The 20,144-nt window shown below is 43.7% G+C and carries 15 protein-coding genes; 10 read left to right on the forward strand and 5 right to left on the reverse strand.

Annotation, left to right across the window (positions count from 1 at the left end; translation table 11 throughout):
* Nucleotide 1: 1 nt before the first annotated feature.
* Complete coding sequence (locus tag EL84_RS21505) at nt 2-943, forward strand: family 43 glycosylhydrolase (RefSeq protein ID WP_053061558.1); 942 nt, start codon at nt 2-4, stop codon at nt 941-943.
* 66 nt (nt 944-1,009) lie between these two features.
* Here EL84_RS21505 and EL84_RS21510 read toward each other — a convergent pair whose 3' ends face one another.
* The 3 genes from EL84_RS21510 to EL84_RS21520 form a co-directional block, all read right to left on the reverse strand.
* Nucleotides 1,010-1,537 carry a DinB family protein gene (locus tag EL84_RS21510; RefSeq protein WP_047843041.1) on the reverse strand — a complete coding sequence of 176 codons (528 nt, stop codon included), beginning with the start codon at nt 1,535-1,537 and terminating at the stop codon, nt 1,010-1,012.
* 146 nt (nt 1,538-1,683) lie between these two features.
* A complete protein-coding gene (locus EL84_RS21515) occupies nt 1,684-3,705 on the reverse strand; it encodes an ATP-dependent DNA helicase (protein WP_047843042.1) in 2,022 nt (673 codons plus the stop codon).
* A gap of 59 nt (nt 3,706-3,764) precedes the next feature.
* The gene (locus tag EL84_RS21520) at nt 3,765-5,255 is read right to left on the reverse strand and encodes a PLP-dependent aminotransferase family protein (RefSeq protein ID WP_047843043.1); all 1,491 of its coding nucleotides are present in this window, start codon (nt 5,253-5,255) and stop codon (nt 3,765-3,767) included.
* Nucleotides 5,256-5,402: 147 nt separating this feature from the next.
* Here EL84_RS21520 and pdxS point away from each other — a divergent pair, with 147 nt between their 5' ends.
* The 8 genes from pdxS (at nt 5,403) to EL84_RS21560 (ending at nt 17,076) form a co-directional block, all read left to right on the forward strand.
* Nucleotides 5,403-6,287: a pyridoxal 5'-phosphate synthase lyase subunit PdxS gene (gene pdxS, locus EL84_RS21525; RefSeq protein ID WP_200869424.1), complete on the forward strand. Its 885-nt coding sequence runs from the start codon at nt 5,403-5,405 to the stop codon at nt 6,285-6,287.
* Nucleotides 6,288-6,492: 205 nt separating this feature from the next.
* Entirely contained in the window at nt 6,493-8,952 is a 2,460-nt protein-coding gene (locus EL84_RS21530; RefSeq protein WP_235431565.1) for a GH39 family glycosyl hydrolase, read from the forward strand.
* Between the two features lie 202 nt (nt 8,953-9,154).
* Nucleotides 9,155-10,387 carry a PTS sugar transporter subunit IIC gene (locus EL84_RS21535; protein WP_036671279.1) on the forward strand — a complete coding sequence of 411 codons (1,233 nt, stop codon included), beginning with the start codon at nt 9,155-9,157 and terminating at the stop codon, nt 10,385-10,387.
* A 19-nt stretch (nt 10,388-10,406) separates the two neighbouring features.
* Nucleotides 10,407-12,680: a beta-glucosidase gene (locus EL84_RS21540; protein WP_047843044.1), complete on the forward strand. Its 2,274-nt coding sequence runs from the start codon at nt 10,407-10,409 to the stop codon at nt 12,678-12,680.
* Nucleotides 12,681-12,870: 190 nt separating this feature from the next.
* Nucleotides 12,871-13,953: an ABC transporter substrate-binding protein gene (locus EL84_RS21545; RefSeq protein ID WP_047844326.1), complete on the forward strand. Its 1,083-nt coding sequence runs from the start codon at nt 12,871-12,873 to the stop codon at nt 13,951-13,953.
* 204 nt (nt 13,954-14,157) lie between these two features.
* Nucleotides 14,158-15,006 (forward strand): stalk domain-containing protein, encoded by an 849-nt coding sequence (locus EL84_RS21550; RefSeq protein WP_152683052.1) that lies wholly within the window; start codon nt 14,158-14,160, stop codon nt 15,004-15,006.
* A 274-nt stretch (nt 15,007-15,280) separates the two neighbouring features.
* Nucleotides 15,281-15,940, forward strand: coding sequence for a TetR/AcrR family transcriptional regulator (locus EL84_RS21555; protein ID WP_036671287.1), 660 nt, complete (start codon nt 15,281-15,283; stop codon nt 15,938-15,940).
* A complete protein-coding gene (locus tag EL84_RS21560) occupies nt 15,937-17,076 on the forward strand; it encodes a choline esterase (RefSeq protein ID WP_047843046.1) in 1,140 nt (379 codons plus the stop codon). The genes EL84_RS21555 and EL84_RS21560 overlap by 4 nt, the downstream gene beginning before the upstream one ends.
* A 145-nt stretch (nt 17,077-17,221) precedes the next feature.
* Here the strand turns inward: EL84_RS21560 and EL84_RS21565 are convergent, their stop codons facing one another.
* Both EL84_RS21565 and EL84_RS21570 read right to left on the reverse strand, forming a co-directional pair.
* Nucleotides 17,222-17,560 (reverse strand): cupin domain-containing protein, encoded by a 339-nt coding sequence (locus EL84_RS21565; protein WP_047843047.1) that lies wholly within the window; start codon nt 17,558-17,560, stop codon nt 17,222-17,224.
* Nucleotides 17,561-17,639: 79 nt separating this feature from the next.
* Nucleotides 17,640-18,467, reverse strand: a complete 828-nt coding sequence (locus EL84_RS21570) for a helix-turn-helix transcriptional regulator (RefSeq protein ID WP_047843048.1) — start codon at nt 18,465-18,467, stop codon at nt 17,640-17,642.
* 203 nt (nt 18,468-18,670) lie between these two features.
* Between EL84_RS21570 and EL84_RS21575 the strand changes: the two genes are divergently transcribed.
* The gene (locus tag EL84_RS21575) at nt 18,671-20,140 is read left to right on the forward strand and encodes a sensor histidine kinase (RefSeq protein ID WP_047843049.1); all 1,470 of its coding nucleotides are present in this window, start codon (nt 18,671-18,673) and stop codon (nt 20,138-20,140) included.
* Nucleotides 20,141-20,144: the final 4 nt, after the last annotated feature.

The raw sequence follows: 20,144 nt of genomic DNA on the forward strand, positions 1-20,144 counted from the left end.
TGTGAATAATCAATTAACCAATGGTGGCATCTGGAATGATTCAAGCGGTAATCCAATCCATGCTCATGGTGGACATATGTTATTCCATGATGACTATTATTACTGGTATGGCGAAGATCGGAGAGACGATATTTATGTGAGTTGTTACCGTTCCAAAGATCTATTCAACTGGGAGTTTCGGAATCATATCCTGAGGACATCTACGCCAGCTGCCCCCATTCGAGTTCGGACGAATCTGGCATTAGTGAATGACAAAGGCGGAAAGGTAAATCTCGAACGGCCTAAAGTTCTGTTCAACGTGGTGACAAAAAAGTTTGTACTCTGGGCTCACTATGAGAATGGAAACCATTACAACGATGCCGCATGCGCCATTGCCACATCGAATTCTCCGGATAGTCATTTCGTGTATCATGGCAGCTTTAATCCGTACGGGTATATGTCGCGTGACTGCACGCTCTTTCAGGACGATGACGGGACAGCTTATTTTATTTCGGCTGCCAGAGACAATGCGGACCTGCACATCTATCGCCTGCAGGAGGATTATCTCAATGTGGAAAGTCTTATCGGAAAGCTGTGGCAGGGGGAGTATCGGGAGGCACCAGCTGTCTTCAAGCGGAACGGGAAGTATTATATGGTGACCTCATTTTGCACAGGTTGGGCTCCCAATCAAGGGAAATACGCGATAGCTAATACGATGGATGGTCCTTGGGGGATGCTCAGCGACTTTGGCGATGAAACGACGTACCAAACGCAACCAGCGTTTGTGCTGAAGCGATCGGAGGAGGAGTACCTGTACTTTTCGGATCGCTGGAACGGGTCGGATTACTTTCAGTCCAGCTATGTGATACTGCCCATTGAATTCACTGGGGACATTCCGATTCTAAATGATGATTCCACATTATCTTTGCGAGAGGACGCACATCGGATTCATTTTGAACGATAAAACGACAGATGAGAAAAGACTTTGTTCCTACAGCGAATGCAGGTTCAAAGTCTTTTTGAATGAATTTTATAATTTCAAATCTAACGAATAGCGATCGCGAAGTACTGAACAATGGTGGAGCTCATGTCCAGCCATAACAAATGCAATCGATCGAGCTGAAGCAGTGTTATCACTGACGATCCCTCTACAGAGCCATGCTTCCGGGGTGAGGCGACGAAGCATAAGAATGGTTGAGCGGCGTGTGACGGCATATTCTTCGCTCAAATCGGCTAGGGTATACGCATTAAAAGGGTGGGTCTGCATAAGCACGTCCTGATCGTAGCCGGGATGATTCGCTTGGTCACCTCTGGCGATGCGAAGCAATCGGCTGCTCATGATGCGTTCGTTATCCAAAAGGTGACCGATGACCTCTTTCACGCTCCATTTGCCTTCGGCGTACCGATAATTTGCTTGCTCTTCTGTTAATGAAGAGAGCAAAGTTGGTATGATGTTGGCTTGCAGCTCTAAGCGTTCGATGATGTTCCCTTCAGGAACAAGCTGGATGTACCCTTCATAATAAGCTGCATATTCCTCTGTAGTTGGTCTTTCAACCATGGTAATGCCTCCTTTGTGATCATAGATCTGGAATATATTGTAGCATAAATCTTACTTCCAGCATCGAAATTGGCCCTTCCGCTTGATAGGTGGAAGGGCTGCTTCATGTAATTGGAACAGTCTTATAGCGTTTGGGTGTACCACTTCTAATCCGTACGTCGTATCCTTTTATTTTGAACAAATCTCTCTACAACCTCAAAATCCTCCGTCACTTTTTTGAACGGCAACGTGTCCAGCACTTGTTCCCGATAACTCTTTTTAGCCGCTGCGCTGAGACGGGAGTCAAGTATGCTGAGTATGCCAAGGTCCGTTTCACTACGAATCAAGCGTCCCGTTCCTTGCCGTAACCGAAGAAGCATGTCCGGTACAAACACCTCCATGAAGGGATTCTCCGTTACAGATGCCTTATATTCATATACAGGATCCGATGGAACAGGGAAGGGCAGCCGGAAAATAATGACCTGTGACAGGTCAGACCCCTCGATATTCACACCTTCCCAGAATACACCGGTACCCAGGAGTACACCTTTGCTTTTCCTGAAATCAGCGATGACACTGTCCTGTGATGATCCCTCTTTTTGAACATGGAGTGCCCATGTGTATTCATTAGCCTTTGAGATCAAATTTTTGTGAATGTATTTCATGTCCTCTTTTGCTGAAAAAAGAACGATTGTTCTTCCCTGAGTTAGATTACAGAGTTGAACCACTTCGTTGTACGCTGCTTCAAGATAGTTTTCGCGCTGATCGTGGTGGTAATAGGGAACTTTGTTCGAAATATACATCATGGCATGGTTGGTGTAGTCAAAAGGAGAGGGTTGGCGCTCTAAGAAACCTCCCTTATAACCAAGGGAGTGCGTCATATAAGAATATTGTTCCTCCAGCGTATCCCCGCCTTGGCACAGCGTTGCTGATGTTAGGATTACAGGTACCTTACCATTAAATAAAGCGTATTTCAGAAATTGGCTTATATCTTTGGGACAGATGCTGATTGTGGTTACTCTAAGGGGACTGCTTGCCCATAAAAGATAGTTGTCCTCTATTTCAGATAAGACACTAATAAGGGTAATTAGCCCGTTGATGGCTTCAAAAGCGTCATCGATCTCCCGCTCGTGGCGTGAGGTCAAAATGGAAAGGCGCAGACTGAGATCTTTTAAATTGTTTAAGACTTGGTTTAACGGTATTCCTTTGATCTCCGACACTTTGATTCGGTCGTTATCCTGCTTGGCATGGTGGAGCAGATCCGCGTTTACCTGTTTGAAGATGCGCTCAGCGCAGTTTTTGATGAACTTAGATTGTGAGAAGAGACTTTTATCCCCGGACTGCTTCGTTAGAAGCTGCACCGTGTTATCCAGAATGCGGCAGATTCCCCGATAAGTGAACTCGAGTGTTCTGGCATCCCGAACTTTTGCTTCCAGATTATGCGCTTCATCAATGACGATCAGAGCAGGCTGTTCTGAGATGATGCTCTTGGTTCCTTCTTTTTTCTTCATCAGATCCCGTATGAGCAAGTCCTGGTTCACGATAATAAAATCAATCTCGTGAGCTTTTGCATTCAATTTCGCTCTCATATCGTAAAACAAACATGCAGTTTTGTGATGACAACGTTCAAATTTGCAATCATTCACGGAAACGTGGGACCATTCGGCATCACTAACTCCAGCTTTGATATCGGCTCTTTCATCAATTTCATAATCTAATATGCGCTGTGCGAGGGTAGATACGGAGGAGTTTGCATCATCAAGATTGATCCATTCCGCTGCTCTACTTCGGCAGGCATACTGCCCCATGCCTTTTCCCACCACGGAGCGAACCGTTGAGAATCCCAACCGGCTACCAATAATCCTTAAATCTTTATGTATCTGTTCCGAGAGCTGAATGGAGGATGTCGCTATAATGATTGGTTTCTGAGACATTTGATTCGTGAGCAGACTTGGGATCAGGTACGCAAAAGACTTACCGATTCCGACACCAGCTTCAATCATGGCATTATGCCCATGGATATAAGCATCGGCGATATCGAGAGACATTTCTTGCTGTCCAATTCGCTCTCTAAGGCCAATTCGGGGGAACCGGTCATATATTCGGAAGATGGCGTTAACCAAAGAACGTTCGATTTCCTTGTCCGGTTCCTGTTTATTCATTTTATAAAGTTCATTTAACCAATTCATAACGATCGCCTCTCTTCCGAATGATGATCTTCATGTACTTACTTTGGAGACGATTTACCTCACAATGCAGTTGTAACGGCATTTTTTAATCTGGATACGCCTTCCTGTAATTGTTCATCTGACAAATGTGCAAAAGACAAATAGATACCATACTTCGTACCAACAGACGTTGAACTGCTGACTTCTGAGTATACCACACCTTGTGACCTAGACGATTCCCGAAAGGCCTCATAAGTGGTCACATTACCTCGCCACCAACCAAACACGTGTAGACCCGCTTCATTCTCCACCCAATCAAACCATGTAGAGAGCTGCTTGTTCAAAAGTTTGAGTAACAGATGGAATTTCCGACTGTATAATCGATTCATTCTGCGCAGATGACGCTCATATTGACCGCTTGTCATGAATGCAGCTAATGCCCGTTGTTCGATCAGGTTGACGGGTCTTGGCTCGTATAATGCCTGTGCCTTTCTAAAAGTATCTGCCAAGGTAGGGGGAAGGACCACATAACCAAGTCGTACTTCTAAAGGCAAGGTTTTTGTAAAACTACCCAGGTAGATTACACGTCCTGCTTTATCGAGTGTTTTCAGTGGTTCAACATGCATTCCGCGATATCGGAATTCACTATCATAATCATCCTCAACAATCATGGCATCATTTCGCTGTGCCCAGTCCAGCAAGGTTTGTCTGCGTTCCAGACTGAGCATTTCACCAGTAGGAAATTGTCGTGACGGCGTGACAAACAACATACGTGCTTCCCAGTCCTGGGGCACAACTCCCTGACCATCGAGATTAGCTTCAATCAACTTTGCACCCGCAGCCACTATGGCTTTAGAAATCCCGACATAACAAGGACTTTCTGTCACTACATAATCCCCAGGATCTGCAAGTAATTGAGTGAGTAGAGCTATAGCTTGCATGGAGCCTGCAGTTACTGCAATATGATCCGGATCAACTTGAATGCCCCGCATCCTCCGAAGATAGGCAGCAATGGCTTCTCTCAATTTTGGATCCCCGGTTGAACTAACCATAGCAGAGGTTGTTTTCAGGTGATGCTCACGCTGCCTTATCTCTGCATACAATCGATTATTCCATTCATCGTAAGGAAACTTGGAGAAATCAGGTTGATATTTGCTAAAGTCAATCACTTCGTCGCTATTCATTCTGGAATCATGTGTATGAGCATTGGCTGGTGTATTTCTTTGAATCGACTGCTGTTCAAACTGCTGAATACGATTCCCCCAAGCGGATAAGTGATGCGTACAAGCTTTCTCGGTGGACGCATTATTGTTCAAATCCAACTGGTAAGCAACAAAGGTTCCTCTTCCATGCTCTGAATGAATGTAACCTTGTGCAGTCAACGTATCATAGACCTGATTCACGGTTCCTCTGGAAATGTGATACGTCGCGGCTAACTCTCGAGTAGAGGGTAACTTCTCGCCATGTATAAGATTACCTTCATGAATTGCATCACGAATGGCATGATAGAGAGCCTTCATCTTCGTATATTTTCGGTTCAAATATGAACTGTAAGCTACATGAAATTGCATAGGACCTCCAGATTTATAAATGAAGTGGTACAATAAAAACCAAAAATATTGGATCTTTTTATATGACCATTCTCATTCTATACTAAATCATAGATTAGAGCGATGCCTTTATTGATAATCACCCAAAAGTTAATTAGGAGGACTACAATCATGCAAACAGGTACAGATCGTGTAAAAAGAGGAATGGCTGAGATGCAAAAAGGTGGCGTCATCATGGACGTTATGAATGCAGAGCAAGCTAAAATTGCTGAGGCGGCAGGGGCAACAGCTGTTATGGCTCTTGAACGGGTACCTTCCGATATTCGCGCTGCTGGCGGTGTAGCTCGTATGGCAGATCCAACCATCGTTGAAGAGGTTATGAAGGTTGTATCTATCCCAGTTATGGCCAAAGCACGTATCGGTCATTACATAGAAGCCAAAGTGCTTGAATCCCTAGGTGTGGACTATCTCGATGAAAGTGAAGTTCTTACGCCTGCAGACGAAGTGTTCCATATCGATAAACATGAGTTTACTGTACCATTTGTATGTGGAGCCAAAGATTTGGGAGAAGCTCTTCGCCGTATTGGTGAGGGTGCATCGATGATTCGTACAAAAGGTGAACCTGGAACGGGCAACATTGTTGAGGCAGTTCGTCATATGCGTCTAATTAACAGCCAGCTCCGCAAAGTGCAAAATATGTCCAAAGACGAGCTGTACGCTGAAGCCAAAAATCTGGGTGTAGCTTATGAGTTGCTGCGCGAAGTTCATGAAAATGGAAAACTTCCTGTCGTTAACTTTGCAGCAGGCGGTGTAGCTACTCCGGCGGACGCAGCATTAATGATGCACCTGGGAGCAGACGGTGTGTTTGTAGGATCAGGTATCTTCAAATCCGATAGCCCTGAGAAATTCGCTCGTGCAATCGTTGAAGCTACAACACATTACACGGATTACAAACTGATTGCAGAAGTATCCAAAAACTTGGGCGCCCCGATGAAAGGGATCGAAATTTCTAAATTGGCTCCAGAAGAGCGCATGTCCAACCGCGGTTGGTAAGATAGCAGTGCATTTAGTTGAATAGGTAGTTTGAACATTTATATAGAAGAGCCGATCAATTGAACCTTAATTGATCGGCTTTTTTGTTCTTACTGTTTAGCTTGTTGATATCTTCAAAATGCTGTGGCTATAATAATCGGTATGAAGGAAGGTGCAGACAATTCGCTATCTATATGAGTTTATTCAACATCAGGACGATCTGCCTATGAAACTCTTCGTGAACTCGGTAAAACATATTGATTTTCATTGGCACAAGGAAGTGGAAGTTGTATATGTTCTCCACGGTTCAATCATCATGTATCTGGACCAGCAGCAATATACACTGCATGAAGATGATGTGATCGTGGTTAACAGTATGTCCGTCCACAAGATCGAACGAACCAATCAGGACAATGTGTTATTAACATTGCAGTTCGGTCCCGAGTTAATGAACAATAATGCGTTTATCTCCTGTAACTCTGCTATGAACGTGGAACAAAACGCTCCTCGCCTGCAAATTATTAAACAATATCTTGCGCAAATGGTATGGGAGATCAACAAAAAAACGCCAGGTTATCAAAATTTCACAATGGGCAGATTACAGATGTTATGCGGATGCCTGCAGAGGTATTTTTCCATTGGAACGAATTCCGCATTGGAAGACGGTAGCAGGGATTATGACTATAAAAGACTGAACAGGGTCCTCACATATATTGATTTACACTACAATGAAAAGATTACACTGCAGGATATGGCGCATTCCGAACATTTAAGTTTGCATTATTTTTCTCACTTCTTCACCGACAAAATCGGGATACCTTTCCAAAAGTATTTGACGCTCATTCGTTTGGAGAAGGCTCAAGCTCAGCTGGCAGCCAACGATAAAAACATCTCGGAGATCGCGCTGGATTGCGGATTTGCCAATGTGAAGCTGTTTAACAAATACTTCAAGGAAAAGTACGGCTGTACGCCCGGTTCCTATCGGGAAGCTTTCCGTACACCGGAACTCCATCAGTTGAATGTGAACCGCAAACCCAAAACATATGAGGAGTCTTCAAGCGGAGATTATTACGAGATGGAAACGCTGAATGCGATTGGTTTACTGTATCGATATCTGGACGTTAAGGTTGACGCCGATCAGGACACGCTTCCTGTACCGTCTGTACATCTGTCAGACCAAACTTATATTGAAATTCGTGCGGATCAGACGTCGTCTGTCTACGAAAAGCACTGGAATATGACCATGACGGCAGGGAGAGCCATTGAAGGTTTGCGTGAAGATTGGCGGAAGCAGCTCTCCGCGCTGAAAGGAAAAGTGCCTTTTCAATATATTCGATTTCACGGCATCTTTAATGACGAGATGATGGTGTATAGCGAGAACGAGCAGGGTACTCCCCTCTATAATTGGTCTTATGTGGACAAATTGTATGATTTCCTGCTGGATCAGGGCGTTCGGCCATTTGTGGAATTAAGCTTTATGCCGAGCCAGCTGGCGAGATCCAAAGAAACGCTGTTTTGGTGGAGGGGCAATATTAGCCCGCCATCCGACCCTGCCAAGTGGCAGACGCTTGTTGGTGAATTTGTTCGCCATTGTTTGAATCGTTATGGAGCGGAAGAAGTGAGGCAGTGGTATTTCGAAGTATGGAACGAGCCTGACCTGGCTGGTGTTTGTTGGGCAGGAAGCAAGGAAGAATACTTTGCGTTTTACGAATCGACCGTTCATGCCATCAAAACGATTTTGCCGGAACTGAAGGTGGGAGGGCCAGCTATGGGTTACGGGTCTCTCTGGAACGATACCTGGGCTGAGGAATTTTTGTCCTATTGCCGCAAGTGGGAAGTGGCTCTCGACTTTTTCTCGTTTCACATCTATTCGGAGTATCCCAAGCTAAAAGTTGAAGACGATCGTTTAACCCAGATCATGCCGCCTTCTTTTTATAAAGAAAGTATTGAGCTTATGCGGCAAAAAATGAATACGTCATCTTATGGTCATGTTGAACTTCATGTCACCGAGTGGAACTTTTCGCTGTATGACCGGAACTTGCTGCACGATACCATGTTCATGGCTCCCTTTGTCATTTACCACACCATGAACACACTCGGTGACGTGAAAGCGATGGCTTTCTGGTCTTTTACCGATGTATTCGAAGAAAGTATCGTTCCCGCTTCTCCTTTCTACGGAGGTTTTGGCCTGATTAACCGCGATGGGCTGAAGAAACCCAGCTATTATGCATTTGAGCTTATGCAAAAGCTTGGGGATGAGCTGATGGTCAAGGGGGACGGTTATGTCGGAACCCGAAAAAGGGATGGAAGCATGCAATTTTTGTTCTATCACTATGTTCACGTAGACCAGCTGTTTGCAAGTGGAGATTGGTCGGAATTATCCAGCTCAACCCGCTATGACGTATTTGAGGAAAAAGGCAGCAAAGCTTATGAACTTACCCTGAGCAATCTCGAGGGACCTTATAAATGCACCAGTTATCAACTGGATCGGGAGCATGGATCGGTATTTGATGAGTGGACCCGCATGGGATCGCCCTATTCCTTGACGGAAGAAGAAATCGCCTATCTAAACGGCAGGAGTGGACCCGTGATTGGGACAGAGATGGTAAGAGATGAAAGTTGGCGCAGAGAGATTTTGCTTCCACCACATGGGGTAATGCTGCTCATTTTGGATAGACAATATTAAAAAAAAGTGCTCTTAAGACATCCCTTCAGTTTGAAGGGATGTTTTTTGTTGTTTATTTCTTGTTCAGGCTGGCAAGCTAGAACTATAGCGATGGATTGGGCAAAAAACGAACCATGATGCGGCAAGTTCCAACAAGAAAGCGTTAACACAAATCGATATACTATGGTTGTGGCAGCATAGAGGAAGACAGGGGGAGTTTTGGATGAAGCGTTTCATGAAATGGATGACAGATTCGTTTGCGCCAAGATTGGAGGCGTTTACGAACAATATTTGGGTTTCTTCGATTCAAGAAGCCATCATGGTCGCCATTCCGATGATTTTCATCGGTTCGATTATTACATTGATTTCGATTTTGCAGGATTTCATTCCGGGAATGCCGGACCTGACACCTATCACGACATTCAGTTTCGGTTTGCTGGGGTTGTTTATTGCTTTTCTGACGCCTTATGTCGTGATGGAAAAAAGAGAACGACACAAAATCAAGTTGCTGGCGGGAATGACGGGGATATCTCTGTTCGTCATGCTGCTTAACCCGACGGTAAACGAAGACGGTACCATTCAGTTTATCCTTGAACGATTTGGACCCTCGGGGATGATAACAGCACTCCTGGTAGGTGTATTTGTCGCTCTTGTAATGATCATGTGCAACAAATTTTCGTTCTTCAAAAAGGGGTCTTCACTTCCCGAATTCATTATGGACTGGTTCGATTTTCTCGTCCCGATCGCCCTGGTATTAACAACAGGATGGTTGCTTGTATATCAGCTTCATTTTGATATTTTTGGACTGATCGTGAACGTATTTGAGCCGATCAATGCCGTAGGGCAGAGTTTAACAGGATTTTTATTGTTCAATTTCATTGGTGTTGTACTGTATTCTTTCGGCGTAAGCCCGTGGGTCATGACACCGATCTGGTACGCGATCTGGATACCTGCAATCGAAGAAAATGCAGCTCTTGTGGCAGCGGGACAAGATCCCGTTAATATCAACACGTTTGAAACCTTTTTCTCCGGATGGCTGGGTATTGGAGGAATGGGAGCGACCTTGCCGTTAGTTGTTTGGTTCCTGATGGCACGTTCGAAAAAACTGAAATCTGTCGGCAAGGCAACTATTATCCCATCCTTGTTCAACATCAATGAACCCGTCGTGTACGGAGCACCGATTGCCTTTAATCCATTACTCATGGTACCGATGTGGATTAACTCACTTATCACGCCGGTGATTGTGTACTTGGCTCTCGACTGGGGTTGGGTGCGGATTCCGAGCCAGATCTTCCAGCTATGGTACACGCCGATCGGCCTGTCCACCTACATTATGTCCGGATTCAATGGGCTTATCTTGCTGGCAGTCGTCCTGGTGATTGTATTTATTGTCTGGTTCCCGTTTTTCAAACTGTACGATGCACAGGAACTGAAGAAAGAACAGGAACAAAATTGATATCAGAAGGGTGAGTACTATGGATAAATCAATCAATGAATTGTTGTCGGCATTGACGCTGGCCGAGAAAGCTTCACTCTGCGCAGGATTGAATATGTGGATGACAAAAGGAATCGAGCGGTTAAACATTCCGCCAGTTCATATGTATGATGGGACAAACGGCATTCGTAAAACAAACAGCGATGAAGAAATGGGGATTACAACGGAAAATGTACCCGCAACCTGTTACCCTACGGGTTCAGCCATCGGTTCTTCGTGGAATACGGAATTGTTATATGAAGTTGGTGTGGCACTGGGACGTGAATCAAAAACCATGGACGTTGAGCTGCTGCTTGGACCGGGTGTCAATATGAAAAGAACACCGCTTGGCGGAAGAAACTTCGAATACTACTCGGAAGACCCATACTTGACAGGGGAACTTGGGGCGGCGTTTATAAACGGGATCCAAAGCGAAGGCGTGGGCGCTTCTGTCAAACACTTTGCAGGAAATAACCAGGAGTTTGAAAAGATGGTAACCAGTTCGGAAATCGACGAGCGAACGCTTCGCGAGATTTACCTGAGCGCCTTTGAACGTATCATTAAGAAATCCGACCCTTGGACGGTTATGTGTTCTTATAATTTATTGAATGGAACGTATACAAGTGAGAACGAACATTTACTGCATGACATTTTGAGAGAAGAGTGGGGTTATGAAGGTGTTGTTCTATCCGACTGGACAGCTGTTAATGATCGCATACGCGGTCTGAAGGCTGGGCTTGATCTGGAGATGCCGGGTCCCGCCAATTACAATGCCAAAGCGATCATTGAAGCGGTTCAGAACGGAAGCCTTTCCGAAGAACAGTTGGATCGCAGCGTGGGTCGTATTTTGAAGCTGGTTGAGCGGGTAACGGGCAAGAAAGACATGGATTCTTCTACAGATTCGGACTATCATGCACTCGCACGTAAAGCGGCGGCCGAAAGTATTGTGCTTCTGAAAAATGAGAACGCGATTCTCCCGCTAGTGCAGGAGTCCATTTCGTCGATTGCCGTGATCGGACGGTTTGCCAAAAAACCGAGAATTCAGGGAGCGGGCAGTGCAAAGGTAACGCCTACTAATGTCGATATTCCATGGGATGAGATAAGAAATCTGGCTGGCGATGCCATGACCATGAATTATGCAGAAGGCTACCCGGAGGATGACTCCATCAATGATGAGCTAATCAAGGAAAGTGTCTCATTAGCGATGAATTCCGATGTTGCTGTACTGTTTGTTGGCCAACCGGAATATGCGGAATCGGAGATGCATGATTTGCAAGGCATTGATCTTCCCGAGCATCAAGTGAAATTGATTCTCGCGGTAGCCGCAGTTCAACCCAAGTGTATTGTTGTAACGAGTAGCGGCTCCGCACTGGCGATGCGCCCATGGGTACAGCATGTACCTGGTGTGATTCATTCTTGGTTGTCGGGTCAAGGCATGGGTAAAGTGATTGCAGATGTATTATTCGGACAGACGAATCCTTCGGGCAAACTGTCTGAGACATTCCCTGTCAAACTGTCGGACAACCCTTCACATATGCGAATTCGCGGAGAGAACGGCAAGCTCTATTATCGCGAAGGCCTATTCGTGGGTTATCGATATTATGACCGGAAAGAACTGGCACCTCAATTCCCGTTTGGACACGGATTGTCTTACACATCGTTCTCCTATACGGATCTGGAAGTGTCTCAGACCCACACCGGTGTTACGGTGTCCTTCCAATTGAAAAATACCGGAAAGCGCAAGGGGAAAGAAGTTGTTCAATTGTATGTTCACGATGAAGAGTGCACATGGACCCGTCCAGAGAAAGAATTGAAAGCTTTTGCCAAAGTTGAACTGGAGCCGGGTGAAAAACGCAAGATTACTTTTGAACTGGAAGAGAGAGATTTCTCCTATTACAACACCAAGTATAACCGTTGGGTGGCAGAGACCGGGTTTTTCCAAATTTCACTTGGCAGCTCGTCCAAAGATATCCGAATTACGGAACGTCTGCATTGTGACTTTGGTAAGGAAGAAATCACGTTCCACAAATTCAGTCTGCTTAGTGAGTGGATGAGTGATCCTGTAGCAAAAAAGGAATTGGAGCATTGCCTGAATGAAATGAACGAGCACGTTACGGACAAGGTATATCTTAACGAGGAGTTTGTAGGATTCTGGGCAGATTTCCCAATGATCAAAGTATTCCAAATGTTCGGTCAACAATGGATGAATGAACGTTCACCTGATGAAATTATTAATGAACTTATCGCCAAGGTTAACCAGGCACGTAATGAATAGTTAAGTAAAAGAAAAGCCAAGTTCAATCCCGTACAAAGGAGATGAACTTGGTTTCTTTTTATTCATCAGACTAATGATATTGATTATTGTTCTCATTTACACGCTTCGACAATTACTGTATACTGACAATAGTTATTTTACATATTGGTATAAAAGACAAGAGAGAATTGAAAAGGGAGAGATTATTTACATGTTGGTATCCGTTAAAAAAGGGATGTTTCTTTGTTTAATTACTGCAATGATTTTGGTGCTCGCAGCGTGTTCAAGCAGCAATGGTGGCAGCAAAGATGCAAATGGCAGCTCACAGCAGGCTGCGGAGAGCAGTGCCACGAATGAAGCAACAAATGGGGAACAAACCGACGCTGACGCTTCAGCACCTGCCGAAACAACTTACCCAGTAACCGTTTCAAACTATACAACAGAGAACGGCACATGGGTGAAGAAGGATCAAACGTTTGACAAGGCACCTGAACGAGTAGTTGCCAATACCCAAGGTGCAGCCGAGCTGATGATTCGCCTTGGTTTGACAGACAAACTTGTAGGTGTAGCTGCGTTGTTTGGTAGTGTACCTGAAGATATTGCGGACGAGTTTAAACAAATTCCTGTGCTAGCTGAAGGCTATGTAGGCAAGGAAGTGACAATAGGGGCTACGCCTGACCTGGTTGTTGGTCGTGGTGGATTGTTTGAGGATGCGGACTGGGGTGTTGGTACAGTAAGTAGCTTGAATGATATGGGGATCAAAACATATGTACAAAGCACCAGTGTTCCTGATGCATCGTTAGATAGTCTGTATCAAGATATTACTGAATTAGGTGAGATATTTAACGTACAAGCCAATGCAGCGGCATATATTGAGACGCTTAAAGCACGCGAGAATGCCTTGTCGGCCCGAGCTAGCGCTGAAACGATCAACTATGCATCCTTTTCGGATAATGGTGATGGAACCATTGGAATCTACAACGGAAATGGTGATACGTTTATTGAAAGTGCAATGTCATTAATCAATATGCATAATATGCTGATTAATGAAACTGGCACACTCAGCCTGGAGAAGTTAATCGAGATTAATCCGGATGCAATGATTATTTCGAGGTATGCAGGTGGTATTGATCCAGAAGAAACGATTAAAAAGCTGCTTGCCAACAAGCAGGTGCAAAACATTAACGCAGTTAAAAACAAGAAAATCTACATTATTGATTTCAACAACTTCTGGGGATACGGAGATTCCATCTTCACAGGCGTTGAAGGACTTGCTGATGATCTAGGCTTGTAATGAAAATTTCGGCTTAATGACCATTCGTGCCTCAAGATCGTTTCATGGGCCAAGAGCATAGTACCAATGAAAGTCGCTATTTTAGCGGCTTTTTTTGTTTATCAGGGACCAAATTCCTTTCTAAAGCTGATCAAACTTTTATTGGGATATAACGTTATTATTGTAAGATTAAAAATTACATGAAGTGGGTGAGTCGCTGTGAGAATGAAGCACTTAAAAAAAGTAGTTGTCGTTGCATTAGTGATGTCGGTGTTATTACCATTGGGGGCTCAAAAATCTGAAGCAGCATCCAAATATGTTGATTTGGAAATTCAGTGGGCAGACGGTCGAATTAACCATGTTCAGACGTTAATCAAGGATGGAGTCACTTACGGAAGTTTTTTCTCACTGGGTATTAAGGCAGGCCTAGTGTGGGGGATGGAAGATGATAATACCGCCGTACTGAAGAGCAGTCAGAAGCATATTGTTGTGCACTTGGGAAGCAGCATTGCCGAGGTTGATGGTCAAAAAGTAGATATGGGCAGAGAACCTGTGTGGTATATTAGTCACCTTTATGTACCCATAGGATTTCTTGCATCTGCTTTGGACGGGGAAGTGACTCATCAAGATATGAAAACGAACAAGGTAACCGTGACTGGATTGAGCAATTATACTGATACTTTTTATGGCAGCAACATGGGTTACACCTATGTCATTCGCACTGCAAAAGGAGATCTTGAGATTACGAATGCTTCTACTGGACAAAAGAGTTCGATTCCCTTAGGGATAAAGGACATGAATGTGAATACTCATGATCTTAAAATAAATTTTAAGAGGAGTCCCCAAAATCTACTTATTGTCATCATTGAACACACTAATCGAAAAACGGAAGACTACGATCTTTACACCTTGGTATTCAAAAATAAAGGTCTGATTCGCAAATCCATTGCTCACGGGGTAACGGGCCAGCAGGAAATTTTGAATTCAGATAGTACCATTCAACTCATCGATGACAACAGTATACGTATTATTGAAGATAAAAGTGGTAAAGTACTTGAAGTCCTTTCTCGTTGAATAGATATCTGATCCGATATTCATGAATTACATCCCTCACCAACTGATTTTAATACAAACATCTCAAAGAGCCGCTGATCAGAGTGATCAGCGGCTCTTGCATATTTCTTCCCGAATCTTTTCAAAACCAAAAATAGTTAGGCTAACTTTTGTAAATCTAAATACAGTGGTTTTAAATTTTTATAATGATATTAAACTAACAAGATAGCTTGACTTGTGAATGAATTATCAGTATAGTGTGAATCAGTTCACACTATACATTAAGGAGTAGTCTATGCCAAAAAATACTTTCTTTCGTTTAGACGAAGCAAGGCGCGAGGAAATATCGAATAGCGCTATGCATCTTTTTGTTGATAATCTTTACGAGGATATAACTATGAAGATGGTTTTGGATAGTTTGTCCATGCACCCCGGAACATTTTATCGGTATTTTGAAGACAAAGATGACCTTTATTGTCACTTAATACGTAATGTGACCCAGAAAAGAGCTGCATACTTCAGTAACAGTAATGAAGATTCCCTTTACAGCTATTTCCTTACTGGCTTATTTGGTAACGTTAATGGCATGGTGACCGAGCCACTGAATGAGTTGGAAATCAAACTGACTAAAACATTTTCATATATTCCTGAGGACATTTTGCTGAAAGTATATGTGAATGTGTTAAAGGGCGAGTCATTCCCCATGATCAAGGACATTTTACGCCGAATGAGGGTTGATGGATATCTCCGACCGGATGTTGACGACGACCTGATTTCTTTTATGTTTGAGTCAATGCAGCTTAATTTAATCTTGTTTTTTAGGGAATTCGATATTAAGGACTCTGAGCTGCAACATAAGATCAGCAAGTACTTTGCTGAATTTATGGGTCATGGGCTGCTTGAAGATCATAAATATTCTGAAATGGTTAGCGATCTCAAGGGGGAAAGAAAATGAAAACCTATAATGCATTTCCAGAACCAACTGGCGGCTATACTGTCGGTCGAACCCAGATGGATTTTGAGTACACGGCATCAGATTACTCCAAAAGAGAACTGACCGCTTTTGTGTACTATCCGTCTGACAGTAGCGAAGGTAAGACTACATCAACGTACATGTTTCCTGAAGTCTACGAGATGTTTAATGAGCAGCCACTTGTCACCGCGTTGAAGGATGTTTTCTCTATAGATATCAAGACCCAGTGTTACGACGACCTTGCTCTTTCCGGGAAGGAAAAGCGCTATCCAGTGTTATTCTATGTTTGCGGCGGGGGCGGATCTCCAGAATGGGGTACAGTGCTTTGTACAGACTTGGCAAGCATGGGGTATGTTGTGGTAAGCATCGGCCATCAGAATAGCACGATGTATAAACGTAAAGATGGGCGCCTGTTTAATGTATCCAAGGATTTTTCGGATGTCATTACAGCGTTTGGTGAAGATCCGGAGATGCTGGCGTTGGCTGGTAAGATGGAGATGCGTCCTGACGATGAAACTGCGATTGAGATGTGCCGTAACGTGCTTGCACTACCGATACTTTCCAAGATAACAGAGTATAGTGAATCACAGGCAGAAGATGTAAGGTATGTAGCCGATTATCTTTACAAACTGGACTCTGAAGAGCTGAATTCCATCTTTAAGGGTAGATTACTGCTTGACATCGGCATGGGTATAGTCGGACATTCTTATGGAGGGCCTACGACGGCGATGGTTTGCCGGGATGACGACCGGTTCGCCTGCGGGATTGGCTTAGATAGCAGTGCGTTTGGACTTCTTGACAGCGATCTTAAGAAACCCTTCTTGTTCCTGTTTTGTGAACCTAACTATAATATGAATGCGATTATTGGCGCTAACAATAGCATGGAAACCTATTATTTCTCAGTTGATCGTGTTGCACATTTGGATTACTGTGACATCGTGTTTACCAGTGTTAATGAGGAGGAACACAGAGGCGAACGGGATGCTATGGAGATGCGAAATCTTGTTACAGACTATGCGAAGAACTTTTTTGATCAATACATACTGCAGAAGGCAACAAGTGTGGAAAGTCTGGCATACGATGGTGTGGAATTGATCAAGAAGACCAGCAACAAGTGACATAACCGAGAGACTGCTGATTAATATATGTCAATTAATGCATGTCAAAAAGCTAGCCGTACAGACGCAGAGCCGATAACCCCTATTACGCGGTTATCGGCTCTCTGATATTACAAATTGACATCCTGGTTCCAATAACTGACGCTTATTCCGCCTTAGTCCCGCCAGTGTTTACTTCGCTTCCAGGCTCCATCAACATGATATGACATTCCTTTTCAGCGGAAGGTTTGATCTCGACTCCTTTAGGCACAATATACATCTCGCCCTTGGAAATCTTCACTTGGCCATCACGAAAATCAATTATCATTTCCCCCTCGAGCACAAAAAATAACTTGTCAGTCTCCTCATGAACATGCCACTCAAAATCTCCAGCAATCTTAACGATCTTAAATTGATAGTCATTCATTTCACCAATGAGTTTCGGAGACCAAAGATCGTTTAATTTCGAAAATTCCTCATTCAATTGAATAGCTTGATAGTGCATCGTCATTCCTCCTGTGTATTAATCCTATATGTTCAGTATACTGATTTAAGCTTTGGTATAACATGGATGCCTATTGAAATCAGGATGGATTATTGATGAACTTCAGACGATACTCCGTAGGAGAAATACCACATTGTTTCTTGAACACTCTGCTAAAATAAAAGGGGTCAGCAATACCAACGCTCTCAGCAATCTGTTGTACAGATACATCACTTGCCAATAACATTTGTTGTGCCATGTTTATACGATATTTCAATACATATTCTGCTGGACCCATACCTGCATGTCTTCTAAACACGTAGGAAAGTCGATTTCGATTAACATTATTTTGTTCTGCAAGCGATGCGACAGTCAGATTTTGAGCATAGTATTCTTGGATATAGGTAGAGACCCGTTCGAATAAAGTATCTGATTCACAACTATTTTGCCTATGATCAACACATATTAAAGTCTCATTCAGTACATCGCGAAACAGCATCTCTGTCTGAAACTTTGAAATACCTCCGCGCTGATTATACACATGCCAAAGACGCATGATTAATTCAATCAGACGTGGGGATTGACCCGTTGATAATTCAAAATGCTGATGGGAAAAACTTGTCTCTTCGAGGTCCGAACTACATATCCGGTATAAAACGAGGATATATTCCCAGTCCGTTCTATGAAACACGGTTTGATCCAGTTTCATTTTCGCGCCCCCATGTACAACTTTTCCTGGTGAAAAAATATAGGGTGTACCATCAAATTGAAATTGTATTTTTCCTGTAAGAGGAAATACAAATCCAGGAAAAGAATCGGTATAGTCAGCCTGGGGAACCCCTGGATTTCTAGCATATCGATATACTCCTTCAACTTGAAAAGGAATGTGTGCAAAATGCGCTGCTAACTGATTAACGTCTACTTTCACATTACGTACCTCATTTCAAAAGTGTTTGCCGGTCATTCTAAGATAAATCGTTATGCACCTTACTCCAACATTATTGATAACGATTATCACTGTCAACATATATAATGAAAAAGGAAGCTCTTTTTTACATATGGGCAATAGAATCCATCTTGTGTTAACATGTGCACTAACTAATCCAATTGTTTGCTTGAGAAGGGGAACCCATGTCAATTCGAATAAAAATGCTGCTGTCCTTCACGGGCATGCTTGTTATAAGTCTACTGTTCATCCTGCTTACGGCAAGTCTGTATACGATTGCGGCTACAGGGGATCTACAGAGTTTCCGCGATATTTACAAGGTACATTATCAGATCAACCCCCTGACTGAACAGGGAGAATCGATCTTTCAAGAGATGAAGTTTCTGGCCAAAAATGACCCGGATGACCTGCAGAACAAGGTTTTGCTGCGTGAATATGATATGAAGCTTCGAGCTGAGAAGTCAGGGCTCTACATCAGACGAGAGAATAGTCAGATCTTCGAATCACTGACCTTCAACCAGCAAGAACTGAAGCAAGCACTGCCTGCCTATGATCTTAACAATTATCAGATTCGGAGCACCTTCAATATTGGTGAGCGATTTTACGCGTATGCAAAATTTGATTTTCAATATTCAGATGGGGAACGGGGGAGTATCTTTGTCATTCGCGAGAGAAGCCCCTTTGCGGAGCTTACTCGCAAGTTGCTGCCTGTGATGTCATTCCTGCTTATTGGTGTCCTCATCATTGCAAATCTGCTCTTGTTCCGCTGGATCACGCGCAGCTTCATTAAACCATTGAATCAACTACGAAGTTCAGCCGAACATATCAAGGATGGTAATCTATCCTTTAAACTTCAGCTAAACTCTAATGACGAGGTTGGTCAACTCAGCGAAGCGTTTGAGAGCATGCGGAATCAATTACAGCTCTCCTATGCGTTACGACAGCAGGACGAAGTGAACCGCAAAGAGCTTATCTCCAACATTTCGCATGATCTCCGTACACCGATTACCAATATCAAAGGGTATATTGAGGGTATTCGTGACGGCGTGGCTAATACTCCAGAGAAAATGGAGAGTTATGTTAATATCATTCACTCCAAAGCAGTTAGCATGGATAAGCTGGTGGATGAACTGTTTTTGTATTCCAAGCTCGACTTGAACCAAGAACCTTTCCTGTTCAAAACAGTTGATCTCGCTGATTTCCTTGAAGATAGCATCGAAGAGCTGAGATATGATCTGGAGGATAAAGGTGTTGCCCTGGATTGGAATAACCAGGTGTCTGGTCCCGCCATGGCTGCTGTGGATCCGGAGAAGTTAAAACGTACCGTTGTTAATGTGGTGGATAATGCACTCAAATACATGGAGAATGAACATAAACGATTCGAGATCACACTTCAAGCTGATGAGAACTGGATTACGATGGCGTTTAAAGATAATGGCAGGGGAATACCTGAAGAGGCACTGCCTTATATATTTGAACGCTTCTATCGTGCAGAACAATCCCGGAATTCCTCAACGGGCGGAAGTGGGCTCGGGCTAGCAATTGCCCGCCAAATCATTGATGGACATGGGGGCTTTATCTGGGCAGAAAGCCAGCCCAATGATGGCACGAGCATATATATCAAGCTGAAACGGCTGAATGAAGAGAGGAACTAATGAG

Origin of the sequence: Paenibacillus sp. VT-400 (genome assembly GCF_001029205.1) — a bacterium.
Lineage (GTDB): Bacteria > Bacillota > Bacilli > Paenibacillales > Paenibacillaceae > Paenibacillus > Paenibacillus amylolyticus.

What these genes read in the sequence shown, in the direction of transcription:
- EL84_RS21540 (WP_047843044.1), top strand. Translation starts at nt 10,407, where the DNA reads ATGGATAAATCAATCAATGAATTGTTGTCGGCATTGACGCTGGCCGAG.
- EL84_RS21555 (WP_036671287.1), top strand. Translation starts at nt 15,281, where the DNA reads ATGCCAAAAAATACTTTCTTTCGTTTAGACGAAGCAAGGCGCGAGGAA.
- EL84_RS21565 (WP_047843047.1), bottom strand. Translation starts at nt 17,560, where the DNA reads ATGCACTATCAAGCTATTCAATTGAATGAGGAATTTTCGAAATTAAAC.
- EL84_RS21515 (WP_047843042.1), bottom strand. Translation starts at nt 3,705, where the DNA reads ATGAATTGGTTAAATGAACTTTATAAAATGAATAAACAGGAACCGGAC.
- EL84_RS21550 (WP_152683052.1), top strand. Translation starts at nt 14,158, where the DNA reads ATGAAGCACTTAAAAAAAGTAGTTGTCGTTGCATTAGTGATGTCGGTG.
- EL84_RS21510 (WP_047843041.1), bottom strand. Translation starts at nt 1,537, where the DNA reads ATGGTTGAAAGACCAACTACAGAGGAATATGCAGCTTATTATGAAGGG.
- EL84_RS21530 (WP_235431565.1), top strand. Translation starts at nt 6,493, where the DNA reads ATGAAACTCTTCGTGAACTCGGTAAAACATATTGATTTTCATTGGCAC.
- EL84_RS21575 (WP_047843049.1), top strand. Translation starts at nt 18,671, where the DNA reads ATGTCAATTCGAATAAAAATGCTGCTGTCCTTCACGGGCATGCTTGTT.
- EL84_RS21520 (WP_047843043.1), bottom strand. Translation starts at nt 5,255, where the DNA reads ATGCAATTTCATGTAGCTTACAGTTCATATTTGAACCGAAAATATACG.
- EL84_RS21560 (WP_047843046.1), top strand. Translation starts at nt 15,937, where the DNA reads ATGAAAACCTATAATGCATTTCCAGAACCAACTGGCGGCTATACTGTC.
- EL84_RS21535 (WP_036671279.1), top strand. Translation starts at nt 9,155, where the DNA reads ATGAAGCGTTTCATGAAATGGATGACAGATTCGTTTGCGCCAAGATTG.
- EL84_RS21545 (WP_047844326.1), top strand. Translation starts at nt 12,871, where the DNA reads ATGTTGGTATCCGTTAAAAAAGGGATGTTTCTTTGTTTAATTACTGCA.